Source organism: Acinetobacter sp. YQ_14 (assembly GCF_043102985.1).
Taxonomy (GTDB): Bacteria; Pseudomonadota; Gammaproteobacteria; order Pseudomonadales; family Moraxellaceae; genus Acinetobacter; species Acinetobacter venetianus.
This window is the reverse complement of record NZ_JBICJJ010000012.1, coordinates 1-14,867: the sequence shown is the minus strand read 5'-3', so window position 1 is coordinate 14,867 and position 14,867 is coordinate 1. Positions and strand designations below refer to the sequence as shown.

At 37.3% G+C, this 14,867-nt stretch carries 14 protein-coding genes and 1 pseudogene; 8 read left to right on the top strand and 7 right to left on the bottom strand.

Annotated elements, in window-relative coordinates; translation table 11 throughout:
• The first annotated feature begins 158 nt into the window (after positions 1 to 158).
• From ACF8D3_RS06765 to ACF8D3_RS06735, 7 genes are read left to right on the top strand one after another with little or no spacing between them, the layout of a single operon-like run.
• On the top strand, positions 159 to 1,148 hold the full coding sequence (locus tag ACF8D3_RS06765; RefSeq protein WP_007482992.1) for an acyl-CoA desaturase: 990 nt from the start codon (positions 159 to 161) through the stop codon (positions 1,146 to 1,148).
• The gene (locus ACF8D3_RS06760) at positions 1,145 to 2,434 is read left to right on the top strand and encodes an NAD(P)/FAD-dependent oxidoreductase (protein WP_392470828.1); all 1,290 of its coding nucleotides are present in this window, start codon (positions 1,145 to 1,147) and stop codon (positions 2,432 to 2,434) included. The genes ACF8D3_RS06765 and ACF8D3_RS06760 overlap by 4 nt, the downstream gene beginning before the upstream one ends.
• On the top strand, positions 2,434 to 3,249 hold the full coding sequence (locus ACF8D3_RS06755; protein ID WP_392470827.1) for a DUF1365 domain-containing protein: 816 nt from the start codon (positions 2,434 to 2,436) through the stop codon (positions 3,247 to 3,249). Before ACF8D3_RS06760 ends, ACF8D3_RS06755 begins: the two co-directional genes overlap by 1 nt.
• Complete coding sequence (locus tag ACF8D3_RS06750) at positions 3,224 to 4,423, top strand: class I SAM-dependent methyltransferase (protein WP_392470826.1); 1,200 nt, start codon at positions 3,224 to 3,226, stop codon at positions 4,421 to 4,423. The genes ACF8D3_RS06755 and ACF8D3_RS06750 overlap by 26 nt, the downstream gene beginning before the upstream one ends.
• Before the next feature lie 34 nt (positions 4,424 to 4,457).
• Positions 4,458 to 5,237 carry a DUF1295 domain-containing protein gene (locus ACF8D3_RS06745; RefSeq protein ID WP_392470825.1) on the top strand — a complete coding sequence of 260 codons (780 nt, stop codon included), beginning with the start codon at positions 4,458 to 4,460 and terminating at the stop codon, positions 5,235 to 5,237.
• An 8-nt stretch (positions 5,238 to 5,245) separates the two neighbouring features.
• A complete protein-coding gene (locus ACF8D3_RS06740) occupies positions 5,246 to 6,295 on the top strand; it encodes a cyclopropane-fatty-acyl-phospholipid synthase family protein (RefSeq protein WP_061519854.1) in 1,050 nt (349 codons plus the stop codon).
• A gap of 30 nt (positions 6,296 to 6,325) precedes the next feature.
• Entirely contained in the window at positions 6,326 to 7,654 is a 1,329-nt protein-coding gene (locus ACF8D3_RS06735) for a sensor histidine kinase (RefSeq protein ID WP_392470823.1), read from the top strand.
• Here ACF8D3_RS06735 and ACF8D3_RS06730 read toward each other — a convergent pair.
• From ACF8D3_RS06730 to pcaU, 7 genes are all read right to left on the bottom strand, one after another.
• Positions 7,651 to 8,346, bottom strand: a complete 696-nt coding sequence (locus tag ACF8D3_RS06730) for a response regulator transcription factor (protein WP_392470822.1) — start codon at positions 8,344 to 8,346, stop codon at positions 7,651 to 7,653. The two genes, ACF8D3_RS06735 and ACF8D3_RS06730, sit on opposite strands and share 4 nt — an antisense overlap.
• 15 nt (positions 8,347 to 8,361) lie before the next feature.
• Positions 8,362 to 8,838, bottom strand: coding sequence for a chalcone isomerase family protein (locus tag ACF8D3_RS06725; RefSeq protein ID WP_392470861.1), 477 nt, complete (start codon positions 8,836 to 8,838; stop codon positions 8,362 to 8,364).
• 78 nt (positions 8,839 to 8,916) lie between these two features.
• On the bottom strand, positions 8,917 to 9,285 hold the full coding sequence (locus tag ACF8D3_RS06720; RefSeq protein ID WP_392470820.1) for a roadblock/LC7 domain-containing protein: 369 nt from the start codon (positions 9,283 to 9,285) through the stop codon (positions 8,917 to 8,919).
• A gap of 36 nt (positions 9,286 to 9,321) precedes the next feature.
• A complete protein-coding gene (locus ACF8D3_RS06715; RefSeq protein ID WP_392470819.1) occupies positions 9,322 to 9,888 on the bottom strand; it encodes a nuclear transport factor 2 family protein in 567 nt (188 codons plus the stop codon).
• Between the two features lie 132 nt (positions 9,889 to 10,020).
• Positions 10,021 to 11,622 (bottom strand): bifunctional aspartate transaminase/aspartate 4-decarboxylase, encoded by a 1,602-nt coding sequence (locus tag ACF8D3_RS06710; protein WP_392470818.1) that lies wholly within the window; start codon positions 11,620 to 11,622, stop codon positions 10,021 to 10,023.
• 54 nt (positions 11,623 to 11,676) lie between these two features.
• Positions 11,677 to 13,362, bottom strand: a complete 1,686-nt coding sequence (aspT, locus tag ACF8D3_RS06705; RefSeq protein WP_392470817.1) for an aspartate-alanine antiporter — start codon at positions 13,360 to 13,362, stop codon at positions 11,677 to 11,679.
• Between the two features lie 359 nt (positions 13,363 to 13,721).
• Positions 13,722 to 14,546, bottom strand: coding sequence for an IclR family transcriptional regulator PcaU (gene pcaU / locus ACF8D3_RS06700; protein ID WP_004880314.1), 825 nt, complete (start codon positions 14,544 to 14,546; stop codon positions 13,722 to 13,724).
• A 247-nt stretch (positions 14,547 to 14,793) separates the two neighbouring features.
• On the opposite strand from pcaU, the pseudogene ACF8D3_RS06695 reads away from it, so the two are divergent.
• A pseudogene (locus ACF8D3_RS06695) lies at positions 14,794 to 14,867 on the top strand (3-oxoadipate CoA-transferase); the annotation flags it as partial.

Below are 14,867 nucleotides of genomic sequence, written 5' to 3'. Positions count from 1 at the left end.
GGCTTTACTCATTACTACATTTAAATTTATGTTTATTTTGCATTTTTATATTATGATGAAGCACAAGTGACAGACTTGATCGGTTCAAGCTTCACATAAATTTCATATCACTTTTATTAACATGATAATGATAAAAAATAATGGGTCAGGAAGAATCAATGTTTAAATTTCTTCTGCGATGGGTAGATAGTTGGTCCTTCAAGCAAACTTTAGAGACAAATGAATCTGACATTTCACATCACGTTAAAGACACTCAAATTCAATGGTTGAGAATCATACCGTTTATTTTATTGCATCTGGCATGTCTTGCTGTGTTTTGGGTTGGAGTTTCTTGGTTTGCTGTCATGTTCATGCTGATGTTCTATTTCATCAGAATGTTTGCAATCACTGCTTTTTTTCATCGTTATCTATCGCATAAAACATTTCAAACCTCTCGACCTTTTCAGTTTTTGTTTATCTTAATTGGAACAATGAGCGCCCAACGAGGGCCTTTGTGGTGGGCTGCGCATCATCGCTATCATCATCGTTTTACGGACACCGAACATGATCCCCATTCATCTCATCATGGCTTTTGGTATAGCCATGTGGGTTGGTTTTTAAATGAACAGAATTTTTCGACGCGAAAAGAAGTCATCAAAGATTGGCTCAAGTTTCCTGAAATTGTTTGGCTCGATCGTTTCAGTTTACCAGTGGTATTGTTCACTGCCTTAGCGATCTACTTATTTGGAAATTGGTTGAATGTTGCTCATCCCAATTTAGGAACATCAGGACCTCAGTTACTGGTTTGGGGATTTGTGATTTCGACAGTGTTATTGATCCATGCAACCTTATGCATCAATTCTTTGGCCCATTTATATGGGCATCGCGATTTCGAAACCAAAGATAACAGCAGAAATAATCTATTCCTTTCAATTATCACCTTAGGTGAGGGTTGGCATAATAACCATCACTATTATGCAGGGAGTACCCGCCAAGGTTTCTTTTGGTGGCAAATTGATGTTACTTATTATCTATTAAAAATAATGTCTTACACAGGTTTGGTCTGGGGAATAAAACCTGTGCCACAACGTATTTACACAGAATATCACCAACAACGTGAAAGCATAAAAATCCACACAACTAAAGTTCAAAGTCGGGAGTCTTCATGAAAATTGCAATTGTAGGCTCAGGTATTTCTGGAATGTATGCGGCATGGAAATTGTCTAAACATCATCAAATTAGTGTCTTTGAAAAAGAAAATTACTTTGGTGGGCATACTGATACGCATGATTTATGGATTGATCATCAGAAAGTTGCTGTTGATAGTGGCTTCATTGTGTTTAATGAATATAACTATCCACTATTTACTGAAATGCTGAATCAATTAGGTGTTGAAGCCCAAAATAGTGATATGAGTTTTTCAGTCAATAATCTAGTGACTGGTCTGCAATACAACCCATCAAAAAAATGGTCATTATTGGCTCGACCTCAGAATTTTATAAATCCAAATTTTCGAATCATGTTGTCTGATTTGATGCGTTTTTATCAAGAAAATAAAGACATTGATGTGGCTGCTTATGAACCACATTTGACGATTGAAGATTATTTGAATCGTAATGATTATTCTCAAGTTTTTAGAGAAGAACATCTTTATCCAATGTGTGGTGCGTTGTGGTCTAGTCCAGTTGAGCAGATTGGAAAAATTCCTTATAAATTTGTGGTAAGTTTTTTTCAACATCATCGTATGTTGCAGTTAAAAGAACGTCCACAATGGCAGACCGTGAAAGGCGGTTCAGCAAGTTATATTCAAGCCATTCAAGCACAATGTCCTTCCATCCAGTGGAAGCATGGTGCAGTTAAACAAGTCCTCAGAACAGAAGATTCGGTGACGATTGTTTCAGCGCAAGAAGAAGAGGAATTTGATTGGGTGATTTTTGCTAGTCATGCCGATGATACTTTGAAACTCATTCATCAGCCGAGTGCGGCAGAGCAAGAGATTCTTGGTTGCTTTGATTATCAAGATAATAAAATGGTGGTGCATTGCGATACTTCGATTATGCCGAAACGTAAATCGCAATGGGCAAGTTGGCATGTGCATGTCACTGCTTTAGATACTACTAAGAAAAATAGCCATAACGATCAGATTTACTATGGTTTTACCTATTGGATGAACAATTTGCAGAATTTAGCGTGTAAGACACAGGTTTTTGCAACGCTCAATCCTAATATGCCAATCTCAAGAGAAAAAGTGTATGTAGAACGCCATTATCGTCATCCAGTATTTGATAAAAAAGCGATAGCCGCACAATCAGATTGGTCTGAAATTAATGGCAGAAATCGTAGCTCTTTTTGTGGTGCTTATTGGGGCTGGGGGTTTCATGAGGATGGCGTGAGAAGTGCTGAACGTGTTGTCGCACAAATCTTAGAGATGGTAGAGCAATTGGAGGTGGCATAATGCATCAACCTTCTCTTGCGATTGCAAAAGTGCATATTCGTCATCGTCGTTTTTTTCCTAAATCACATGATTTCAAGTCATGTCTGAGCTATTTATATTTTGATCCTGATCAAGTTGAACAACACGTTAAACAATCCAAACTAAGTTCAACCAAAGCTTGGAATGTATTAACGCTAGATGAGGATGATTTTCTAAAAGGCTACACGGGAAATATTAGAGAAAAGATCAAAAAAATAATTTTGCAGCAAAACGATACGATTTTATCAGCGCAATCCCATATTCGAGTCTTGGCATTACCTAGAACCTTAGGTTTTCGCTTTAACTCAGTGGTTTTTTATTTCATTTTCAACACTCGTTATGAACCACAATTTATATTAAGTGAGATCACTAACACGCCGTGGAATGAAACAAAAGTGTATGTGCATGATTGTCGGCAGAAATACATTGATCATCAGCAATATCAAGGTTTTCAGTTTGATTTTGAAAAGTCATTCCATGTGTCTCCATTTATGCCGATGGATATTCAATATAAGTGGAAATTTAATTTTTCAGATCAACAAAATGTGATTTATATGCAGCTTTATCAGTCCAAAAAGCTGATTTTTGATGCAACGATGCGCTATGAACTAGAGGAAATCACAGTTCCTTCACAGCTAAATCGCTATGCTATTCATCATGTCTTTGAACCTTTTAAGATGTTGGCTTCGATTTATGTACAAGCTTTTCATCTCTGGCGAAAAAAGGTTCCATTTTATCGTCACCCTAAAAAAGATAAGGACTTAGAACAAAATGATGAAAACGCTTATTTTCGGTGAACAAGATTCGTTGCCGTTTGTTTTAAAAAGTCTGATGAAGCTCCGTCATGGCCAAATTCATTTTCGTGGAGAATGGAATGGTTCTGTCGGTGAGGTATCTGATTTGGAAGCAACGATAGACATTCATAATAAAGATCTAATTGAACTGATTTTTAAAAACGGTGTTCTAGGTGCGGCTGAAGGCTATATTCGAGGCTATTGGAGCAGTGAACAGTTGGTCGAGCTGATCCAAATTTTGGCACGCAATCGTCATGTTTTAGACAAAATAAATCAAAATGTTATTTCTCAAGCTAGCCAAATGATTCTTAAAGCTTGGTATAAAACTAGAAAGAATTCATTAACGGGTAGTCGTAAAAACATCGCGGAACACTATGACTTAAGCAATGATTTTTTTAAATTGTTTCTTGATCCTTCGATGATGTACTCCAGTGCAGTCTATAAAAATAAAGATATGACATTGGAACAAGCATCTGATTATAAAAAAGAACTTATTTGTCAGAAACTTCAATTAAAACCGATGGATCATTTGGTAGAAATCGGGAGTGGTTGGGGCGGTTTTGCAATTTATGCAGCTCAACATTATGGTTGTAAAGTGACGACGATTACTATTTCGCAAGCGCAATTTGATGAGGCGACTCAGCGTATTGCAGCGTCAGGATTAAGCCATCGAGTTGAAGTTCAGTTAAAAGATTACCGTTTATTAGACGGTCAGTTTGACAAGCTGGTTTCGATTGAAATGATCGAAGCAGTAGGCGAACAATACTTATCAACTTATTTCAATAAATGCCGATCATTGTTAAAACCAAATGGTCTGGGTTTGATTCAAGCTATTACCATCGAAGACGCTCGTTATAAGAAAGCACTTAATACGGTGGACTATATTAAGCGCTATATTTTCCCTGGTAGTTTTATTCCTTGTATTAGTGTGCTCACACAAGCTGCTTCTGAGCAGGGATTACGTTTAAAACATCTTGAAGATATTGGTTTGAGTTATGCAGAAACCATTCATCAATGGCGTGAGCGTTTTTTAGAAGCAAAATCACAGGTTTTAGCTTTAGGTTTTGATGAGAATTTCATTCGCATGTGGGATTTTTATCTTTGTTATTGCGAAGGTGGCTTCAAAGAAGGCGTGATCAGTGATGTACACCTGTTGTTTGAAGCAAGTCCTTATTAATTATAGATAAATTTTAAACATCAAGGAGGCAGTTATGATATGGCAATTGTTTTTACTTGATGTGGTAGTGATGTGCTCATGCTGGTTATGGGCAACAAAGAATCATCGTGCTGGTATTGTCGATGTGGCATGGAGTTTTTGCATTGCTCTCAATATTTTCATTACCGCTTTATGGGTTGAGCTAGCACCGATACAAATTAGATTATTTATTGGTATTTTTAGCTCGATTTGGTTTCTGAGGTTGAGTTGGCATCTATTGCGCCGTTATTTGGCTGAGGATGAGGAAGATCGTCGTTATGCCAACATGCGTAGAGCAATGGGAAAATATCAGCATTTGGGCTTTTTTACTTTTTTCATGTTCCAAGCAGGTTTAGCTATTTTATTTAGCATTCCGATGTGGAGCTTATTAAATGTGCCTGAAGCTGCTTGGAGTGTTGAAACGAATGATTATGTGATTATCGCTGGCATGATCATGATGATTGCATTTGTTGGTGAAGTAATTGCAGATCAACAGCTATATCGATTTAAGCAAAATCCAAGCAATCATGGCAAAACCATGGATCAAGGCTTGTGGAGATATTCACGGCATCCAAATTATTTTTTTGAATGGATGCATTGGTTTGCTTATCCGATCTTAGGTCTAGCTGCTGGACTGTATAGCTTATGGATTTATCCGTTATTGATGTGGTTATTTTTGTACTACATCACAGGGATTCCATTCAGTGAACAACAAGCATTAAAAAATCGTGGAAAAAATTATTCCGATTATCAAAAACGCACTTCTATGTTTATTCCGTGGAAGCCCAAACAGTAGGTACGCACATGGACTTTATTATTCATAAATCATTAAAACTTGTTGAAAGCGGTTTGGTGCCAGATCAAGCGATTCGTGCAGCCATACGCGCCTTGAGTAAGAAACGCCTGATTCAGGAAGGACGCTATGATCCTGAACAAGGTGCTCAGCGCTATATGGATGTGCTCAACATGTTGAAGCACAGCGAAATTGCCATCGAAACTGACAAAGCCAATGAACAGCACTATGAGCTGCCAACGGCTTTTTTTCAGGCTGTTCTAGGAAAGCGATTAAAATATAGTGCATGTTTTTTCCCGCACGATAAAACGTCATTGGATGAAGCTGAGGAATTTGCACTCAGAATCTATAGTGATCGTGCTCAATTAAATGATGGTCAATCGATTCTAGAGCTAGGTTGTGGCTGGGGTTCATTGACATTATGGATGGCTGAGCAATATCCAAACGCAAAAATAACTGCAGTTTCAAACTCAGCAACGCAACGTCAGCACATTTTGGCGGAAGCAGAAAAGCGTGGTTTGAATAATGTTGATGTGTTGACCTGTGACGTGAATGTACTGGAGTTACAGGAAAATTCTTTCGATCGGGTCGTTTCGGTTGAAATGTTTGAGCATGTCAGAAACTATCAACGGCTATTTGCCAAAATACAATCGTGGTTAAAGGCAGATGGTTTGTTATGGTGTCATATTTTTTGCCATCGTTTTTTACATTATCCATTTGAAATAAAAAGTGAATATGATTGGATGTCACGCTATTTCTTTACAGGTGGATTAATGCCAGCGACTTCAACATTTTTGCATTTTCAGGAGCATTTAGAACTTGAACGGCATTGGCAGTGGTCAGGCACACATTATGAAAAAACAGCAAATGCTTGGTTGGAAAATATGGATCGAAACAGTGAGCAATTAAAGCCATTGTTTGAACAAGTTTATGGCCAAGATGCTGAAGCATGGTGGCAACGTTGGCGTATTTTCTTTATGGCTTGTGCTGAATTGTTTGGTTTTGAACAAGGTCAGGAGTGGGTCGTCGGACACTTCCTGTTCAAAAAGAAAACAGTATAATTAAAATAGATTCTATTGAACGGTCAACCTATGTTGAAAAACAAAAATAATGAGACAAGTACACATCCACTCACGGAGATGTTTAATCGTCATTATTGGCTGCAAATTGGGTTGATCGCACTTTCGATTATCATCGGTATTGCTTGTAGTGCATGGGTAATCAAAGGTTCGTTACTTAAAACGGCACTTGAGCAAGAGATGGAACATTATTGGATGCGAGTTGATCGCAATCCAAATGCAGATTTACCAGATACTAAAAATCTGTATGGTTATCGTTGGGAAACACAAACCCCGCCGCCAGCATTTAAAAATCAAGTATTACAGCAAGGCGTACATCGAATTTTTGTCGATGGTAAAGAGCGGATGACGGTTTACGGAGAGCGAAAAGGGCAGCATGTGCTGCTGGTGTTCGGCGAAAGTAATGTCAATAAAATCGTCTGGATGTTTGGTCTTGCACCACTCATGTTTAGTTTGATTGTTCTGTACAGTTTTTTATGGTGGTCGAATCGCAGAGCGCGTCGCTATTTTTCTCCAATCACACGTTTAGCAAATGCTTTGGAACATATTGATTGGGCGCATCAAAATAAAGAAGCTTCACCATTTTTAGGTATAAATACCAATGGCAATATGGAGGCTGAGTATTTAAAACAGGCTTTAGAAAAATATCATCAAGTGCTGAGCGAGTTTATTAATCGTGAAAGAGAATTTACAGGTGACGTGAGCCATGAGTTACGCACACCTTTAACCATTCTCAAAGGCAATGTGCAGCTTTGTCAGGCACGATATGGCAATGATAAATCATTGAATCGTATTTCAAATACCATTGAAGATATGCAGCTTTTGGTTGATACCTTATTAGCAATCGCTAGAAATACCACCAATACACTGACTGCTGAACAGATGCTACTGTCGAACATTATTCAAGATTTAGTCAATGACTTAGAACCCGTGAGTCAAACCAAAGGAATGGAAATCAAGGTGCAATATGACCCACATGAGTTTCCGCGATTGATTCATCCTTCGATGACTAAAATGGTTTTAAGTAATATCCTAAGAAATGCATTGAATTATTCTCAAGGTACAGATATTCATATCATTCAACGCAAGAATAGTATTGTCATCGCAGATAATGGGGTTGGTATTAACTTGCCGAATGATTCTAAGGTTCAGGAACTAAGCAGCTCTCAATTACAGCTGACGGCAAAAGGTCATGGAATAGGATTACAACTGGTACAAAAACTCTGTACGCAGTTAGGGTGGAGAGTCGAACTATTTGATCGACAATATTATTTAAACACACATCCACATCTACAACTCGACAATACAACGGGGCTTATCGTAGTTGTGTATTTGAATTAATGCGCTTCAGCATCGAAAGCAACTTTAAGGCCGACACCTGAGATGGTGTGAATTAACTTTTCTTCAAATGGCTTATCGACCATTTTTCGTAAATTATAAATATGGCTGCGTAACGCATCACTTTCAGGTTCTTCATCACCCCAAAGTTCAATAATAATTTGTTGTTTTGTAATGACTTTAGGCGAGTTTCTCATCAAGATTTTAAGTAATTTGAATTGAATACGCGGTAATTCTATTGCTTGACCAGCACGGGTTACAGTTTGAGTTGAACTGTCTAAAATGAGATCATGGATTTGGATTTTACTGGATGATACTTCGCCCAATGAACGTTTGATTAATGCTTTGACACGCATTACAAGCTCATTAAAATCAAAAGGTTTGACTAAATAATCATCTGTGCCAGCACTAAAGCCCTTTAATTTGTCATCTAAGGTATCTCGTGCCGTGAGCATTAAAATAGGAATGTCTTTACCTTGATCCGTTCTGAGCCATTCGCATAAATCATATCCAGAACCATCAGGTAGATTAATATCAAGTAATAGGAGATGGTAGGGCTGCGTTTTTAGAAAATTACGTGCTGCATCTAAATTACGTGCATGATCAATGACGAAACCATGTTCCTCTAAAAATTCGCAAACCGTCGCGGCAAGTTCGTAATGGTCTTCGACCATAAGAATAAATTGATTGCTCATAATCGTTTGATCAAGTTATTGATTTAGTAGTTGTTGCTTTAATTTAGCATTAAATGGAGAACTACCAAACCATATTTTAAAGTATTGATTGGCTTGTTGATCGGTAATTGAACCTAATAGTTTTTGGTTAAGGGAAAGACTTAATGTTTTATTGAGCTGATTATAATTTAATGAATATAAATCTCCTTTTTTTACAGGCTTATATAATTCAGTAATTTGATTTAGAGCGGAATTATTAGAAAAATTGGCCACATTTTTTTTCAGGAAATGTGTTGCAGCCCGTTTAAATGCCCATTCTGGAATATTCTGAGTATAAGTGAAATCTAGGCGAATATTTTGATTTCCCCAATTTTGATGGCAGTTCTCTGCATAATAACTGACTGAACCCACATTTTTACTCGTTACTAAAAGGGGGGCAGTTTTGCAGATTTGAATATTTGCATGTGCTAATTTAATTGGGATGAGAAGGAATAAAATACATAACCTAGTCATTATCGAAATTAAACGAGTATTCATTCACCACCTCAATATTTGCTGCCTATTTGGTTATAGCTGTTTTAATCTTCAAATTTAATAGGTATAGAAATTTAAATTACGTTCTAGTTTTTGAATTTCATGACGTGCAAAGCCTAAATTCGTATGCTCACGATCTAAAACCGCATATAAAAACAGGCCATGGTTGGTCTCTAACGGTGTAATGATGTGATACTGATTGTCAGTACTCATCAAAACACTTTCTAGAAAATCATTAGGATCAATTTCATTCATTAATTGCTTTTGGTAATTAAATAAATTTGCGCCTTCAGCAGCGGCAAGATCAATATTAAAGAACTCATCACCAATGGTTTCTAAAATAGAACCATCGAAAGTATCGACCAAAGCTAAAACAATTAAACCTTCAATTTTATTTAATCGTTTTAATAATGAATGATTGTCCATAATTTATTCTGCACTTTTTTGTGGCTGAATTTTATACTATTTCTTGAACGGCAAGGTCAAAGAATAGCCACTTCCGACATATGGCAGTGAGCGGTATAAACCATTTGCAGGATCCCAAAAATCTTGTTGAAAGATAATTAGTTTTTGCTGATTAATTTTGATTTGGCTAATACCATACGAAGACATGGTTTTTGTCCGACCAAACATTTTAAAGTCATAGACCATGTGCCAATGGATATATGCAGAGTCTTGTTTATGAGTCGCACTTATTAATGTCACTGAAACATTGCTGACGTGTTCATTCATACCTTCAAAATGTTTAGTGAGATCCTGTTTATTTGAGAATTGGGAAAGTGTGTCATTGATAAATAATTGATCTGCATAAAGTTGACTGGCTTTTTTGACAAAATTTTCAGTTCCCATCGTATTGAAAGCTGCAACAAAGTTTTGACCAATCCGCTGAGCTTGTTGATCATCTAACATGATTCCCGTAATTTCTTTTTTAGCTTTTTCATAGTCAGCGGTGTAACTTGGTACACTTTTACAAGCAGCCAAAGAAAGTAAGGTCAGTGTCGAGACTGCGAGCGTTCTGAGCAATTTCATGTTGATGATCTCATTCCATTTTAGATTTATCTTAAAAGTTGGAATGTGAATGTGATGTGAACTGCTTTTTTGAGATAAATACAAAAAATAAAGCCACTAAATTGTGGCTTTATTTCGATGGACAGGAAAAGCTTATTTTTTGCCTTTCTTGGTTTTTAGGTATTCTTGGTAGGATTCTTCAGCAAAGCGTCTTAAAGAATCACCAATCGCTGCATATTGGTATTCATTCAAGTTTGCTAAAGATGCACGAGCAGAAGGGTGCAGAACGCCGAAACCTGATCCAGGAAGTAAAACCACACCTGTTTCATCAGCTACACGGAATAATAGCTCGGTCGGATTTTTATTTTTCATGACCCAATCTGCAAACTCATCACCATATAACGTGCGAGACGTATTTTCCAGATTTACTAAAGTATAGTAATCAACGGCATTTGGATCTTGAGGAACTTCTACGCCAAGTTGTCGATATAGCGCAGCATCACGTTCACGTACAACAGATTTAACAGCTTTCTTATAACTTTGACGTGAATCCATCATATTGAATAATGCAAATAGCACCATTTGGACTTGTTGCGGTGTCGATAAGCCTGCCGTGTGGTTCAATGCCACATTTCGGCTATCTGCGACCAAACGATCAATAAACTTAATACTTGAAGGATCTGTTGTGAGTGAAGAATAACGCTCTTCCAACACTTTTTTATCTTTCTTCGATAATGCTGCAAGCTTCTTATCAAGAATATTATTGTTGGTGAGCGCGATCACACCTAAACGCCAGCCTGTAGCACCGAAATATTTCGAGAATGAATAAACAAGGATGGTATTGTCAGGACAGATTGCAAATAAAGATTTGAAGTTATCTGCAAAAGTACCATAAACATCATCTGTTAAAATCAACAAATCGGGGCGCTTTTTAACGATATCAGCCAAGATTGCTAGTCCTTCATCACTCATTTTTACTGAAGGAGGGTTACTTGGGTTCACCAAGAAGAATGCTTTAATTGAAGGATCTTCTAATTTTCTAAGTTCTGACTCTGGATATTGCCAGTCGAGCTTAGGATCAGCTTCAATAAATACTTCTTCAAGTTGATAGTCGTTGAGCTTTGGAATTTCTAAATATGGCGTAAAAATCGGTGTTCCGATTGCAATACGATCGCCATTTGAAATGATTTTATTTTCTTTCAATGAGTTGAAAATATAGGCCATCGCTGCTGTCCCACCTTCAACAGCAAACAAGTCAAGGTTTTGCTTGGCCATACCTTGTACGCCCATTTCACGCAGAACATACTCTTTAATAATCGTTTCACTGATACGTAGCATTCGGTCTGGAACTGGATAGTTACAACCTAAAATTCCTTCAACCATTTCAAGTAAGAAAGCATCAGGATCTAAACCAAGTTGATCCCGAACATAAGAAACAGCTTTTCCTAAGAAAATAACACCTTGTTTATCTTGATTCTGCATCACAAAGTTATCAAAGCGTGATTGCAAACCTACAGGTCGTGGATATCCACCAAGACCTTCTGGCATATAAGAAAAAGAAAACTCTGATTCTGTGGTTGAAAATAAACCAAGTTGGAAAAAAGCTCGACGGGGGATCGTTGCTAAGAAATTTGGATTTCCTCGACCTGCATTGAGCATAAGTCGATCTGTTCTACTTTGTGCTAACTCAATGAGATTATCTTTTAGTTCGAATGGACTCAGTTTTGAATATTTTGTGTAATCAACGTTCCCCATGGGAAGTCTCCTTAATTATAGTGAAGAGATTAAAATGTTTATAACTGTTAGTTTTTAGGCTAAGCCCACAATTAATGGACCTAACAAAGTAAGAAATACATTTGCAAGGGCATAGGTGATCGCGAAAGGAACAGTTGGAATAGAGTTACCAGCTTTATCTAAGACGCCACCAAATGCAGGATTGGCACTTCTTGAACCAGATAGCGCACCCGCCATAACCGCGACATTGTCATAGCGCAAAACATAACGAGCAAAAAGCATAGAGAGGATAAGCGGAACGAGTGTAACAACGACTCCGATCATGAAAAGCGATAAGCCACTTTCTTTGATTGTTTGGATGGCTTGTAAGCCCGATTGCAGACCAACAGCCGCGACGAAGCCTGCTAGCCCGAGATCTTTTAACAGTTGTGAAGCTGCTAATGGCATATTGCCATGTACTTGATTTCGACTACGTAACCATCCAAATAAAAGACCAGATAGTAATGCACCACCACCTGCACCGAGCGTGAGGGGAACACCACCAATTCGAACAACAAATAAGCCAACAATGAGACCAACCACTAAGCCAGCACCATGAAAAATCCAATCGGTTTTTAAGCTTTCAGGTAGTGCTTTACCAGCCTCTTTGACTAAACGGTCTAAATCACTTTTTGTGCCGTAAACAGTAATCAAATCACCTTGCTTCAAAATGGTATCGTCACTCAATGTTTGAGATTCATCATTACGTTTGATTGCAAGTACATAGATACCATGTTTCAAATAATCGGGTGTATTGGCTTTAATATCTCCCAATGTTCGATTTATGTATTTTGAATTTCTTAAAATCACATCTGAGGTATCCATAATCATCTCCATACCTTGAGATGATTGAAGTTCAGTACCAATATGCTCCGAGATTGAAACGACACTCGCACGACGACCAACAATTAAAATGACATCATCAGTTTGTAACGTTACTTCAGGCGCAACATCAATGAATTGATCTTTTCGTTTAAGTCGTTCGACTGTGATACTCGGTTGTATTTTTTCAAGTTCAGCGATTGCAATACCATTGGCTTGCTTGACTTTGTAAATACGACCAACGATTTCAGGCATAGCTAATTCTTGACCTGGAGCAAGCTCGAAAGCACCTTTTAAACGTTCTGACTGCGCTTTTAATGCATCATCATGAATTTCTCGCCCCATAAATTTAGGTAAGATATTCACACAGATGATGATGGCGCCAAGTGAACCAAAGATGTAAGTCACTGCGTAACCGATCGCTACATTTGCCTGTAGTTTTTGGATTTCAGCAAGAGGGAGGTCTAGACGAGAAATCGCATCACCCGCTGTACCAATGATAGCTGACTGAGTCATACCACCAGCAGCTAGGCCTGCGGCTAAGCCTTTATCCAAATTAAAGATTTTAGCCATCACAAGTACGGTAATAAGCCCACAAACTGCCATGAATACCGCGAGTAGAATTTCTTTAATGGATTGAGGGCCTAGCGATTTGAAAAATTGTGGGCCACTTTCAAAACCAACTGCATAAATAAACAGTGCAAACAAAATTGCTTTAACACCATTATCAACAGGAACGCCTATCAGACTCAGTACCACTGCAACAAGGAGTGATCCTGCAACACCGCCAAACTGAAATTTTCCAAATTGAAACTGACCAATCCAGAAGCCAATCGCTAGAGATAGGAATAGTAATATTTCGGGGCTATGTTTCAATTCACTCTGTAACCATTCAATCATTTTTATATCTCTCTTTTATTGTTTGGTATAACTTTGAGTATGAAATTTATTTATTTTTCATGTGCATTTTAAAATACTATGCATCAATAATAAGAGCAAATATCTTGATTTTATTGAGTAAATTACTTGGATTAATATAATATAATGATTTAAATAAAATTATTATCATTGCATTTGATTTGTATCATTTTGAAATAAGGTTTTTAACGAAAAGTAAAATAAACTTACTCAATGGAACAATTGTTTGGAAACTTAAAAGACTTAGCTAATATCTAAAATAAATTTGGTTTAAAAGCGAGTAAAACATATACGTCTATAAGTACGAGCAGAGAAAAATATCTATTTTGAAATAACTCTATCTAAACAACCTGTCTTAAATCACGTGCTGTTTCTAGTAATAGTGGCAAAATATGAGTGATGAGATAATCTTTTGTTGTACGCATGGTAGGTGAAACAATATTTAGGGCAGCAACGACATCAGCATTTGCATCATAAATCGGTACTGCAACAGCATGTACGCCCAATTCATGTTCTTCACATGAATAACACCAATCCTGTTCTTTAATTTCATGTAGCAATTTCAAAAAAATTTCACTCTCAGTATGCGTATATTTGGTTAAACGTTTAAGTGGATATTTTTCTAACCATTGTTTTTGTGCTTCGTCATCTAGATGAGCAAGCAGAATTTTTCCAGCAGAAGTCGCATGGGCGGGTAAGCGATTACCTAAGTGCAATCCATATGGATTTACTCTGTCTGTTTGTTGGTGTGCTGCACTTCGCGCTATCGTAATTGCTTCATAACCATCTAAAACCATAACTGAATAGATGAGTGAGGTTTGATTAGTAAGTAGATTTAATAAAGGCTGGCAAATTTTTGGTAGTGGAGAACCGTCTAAATAAGCACCTGAAAATTTTAGAATTTTAGGAGTTAAATAATAATAGTGACCATCAAAATCCAAATAACCTAAATATTCTAAGGTCAGTAAATGCCGTCTTGCAGCCGCACGTGTCATGCCTGTTTTTTCAGCGGCAGTGCTCATGTTCAAGCGATGCCGTTCAGGTCCAAAACATTCCAAAATCGCCAAGCCTTTTGAGATTCCCGCAATAAAGTCTTCATGGCGAATCGTTTTTTTATTTTCAGAATGATGAATCAATTTTGGCTCTTTATTCTGATCATTTTCCATAATGTGCTCTTTCATTCGAAAATCAGTTTCTAAAATTGATTCTAATCGAAACACGACTATTTTACTTGGATAATGTTCGATCATCGAACATAAAAAATAATAATCGAACAAAATGAACTTTGTGCTGTAGAACTCTAACGAAAACTTATCAAGAATAAATATTAGAAATCCGAACAAAATACTCAGTTTAATTTCATCGGGTTTCAGGATGAAAAATTGAGTAATTCACAGTACAGGAAGTAGTCAGATGATTGATAAGAGTAACACCTCATTGACCGAGGTTCTATCCCAAATCCAAGATGGCTCAACCATCATGATAGG

Excerpts from the sequence above, each read along its gene's own strand:
- ACF8D3_RS06725 (WP_392470861.1), bottom strand. The coding sequence starts at position 8,838 with ATGACTAGGTTATGTATTTTATTCCTTCTCATCCCAATTAAATTAGCA.
- ACF8D3_RS06715 (WP_392470819.1), bottom strand. The coding sequence starts at position 9,888 with ATGAAATTGCTCAGAACGCTCGCAGTCTCGACACTGACCTTACTTTCT.
- ACF8D3_RS06765 (WP_007482992.1), top strand. The coding sequence starts at position 159 with ATGTTTAAATTTCTTCTGCGATGGGTAGATAGTTGGTCCTTCAAGCAA.
- ACF8D3_RS06745 (WP_392470825.1), top strand. The coding sequence starts at position 4,458 with ATGATATGGCAATTGTTTTTACTTGATGTGGTAGTGATGTGCTCATGC.
- ACF8D3_RS06740 (WP_061519854.1), top strand. The coding sequence starts at position 5,246 with ATGGACTTTATTATTCATAAATCATTAAAACTTGTTGAAAGCGGTTTG.
- ACF8D3_RS06750 (WP_392470826.1), top strand. The coding sequence starts at position 3,224 with ATGATGAAAACGCTTATTTTCGGTGAACAAGATTCGTTGCCGTTTGTT.
- ACF8D3_RS06760 (WP_392470828.1), top strand. The coding sequence starts at position 1,145 with ATGAAAATTGCAATTGTAGGCTCAGGTATTTCTGGAATGTATGCGGCA.
- ACF8D3_RS06720 (WP_392470820.1), bottom strand. The coding sequence starts at position 9,285 with ATGGACAATCATTCATTATTAAAACGATTAAATAAAATTGAAGGTTTA.
- ACF8D3_RS06710 (WP_392470818.1), bottom strand. The coding sequence starts at position 11,622 with ATGGGGAACGTTGATTACACAAAATATTCAAAACTGAGTCCATTCGAA.
- pcaU (WP_004880314.1), bottom strand. The coding sequence starts at position 14,546 with ATGGAAAATGATCAGAATAAAGAGCCAAAATTGATTCATCATTCTGAA.
- ACF8D3_RS06755 (WP_392470827.1), top strand. The coding sequence starts at position 2,434 with ATGCATCAACCTTCTCTTGCGATTGCAAAAGTGCATATTCGTCATCGT.
- ACF8D3_RS06730 (WP_392470822.1), bottom strand. The coding sequence starts at position 8,346 with ATGAGCAATCAATTTATTCTTATGGTCGAAGACCATTACGAACTTGCC.
- ACF8D3_RS06735 (WP_392470823.1), top strand. The coding sequence starts at position 6,326 with ATGTTGAAAAACAAAAATAATGAGACAAGTACACATCCACTCACGGAG.
- aspT (WP_392470817.1), bottom strand. The coding sequence starts at position 13,362 with ATGATTGAATGGTTACAGAGTGAATTGAAACATAGCCCCGAAATATTA.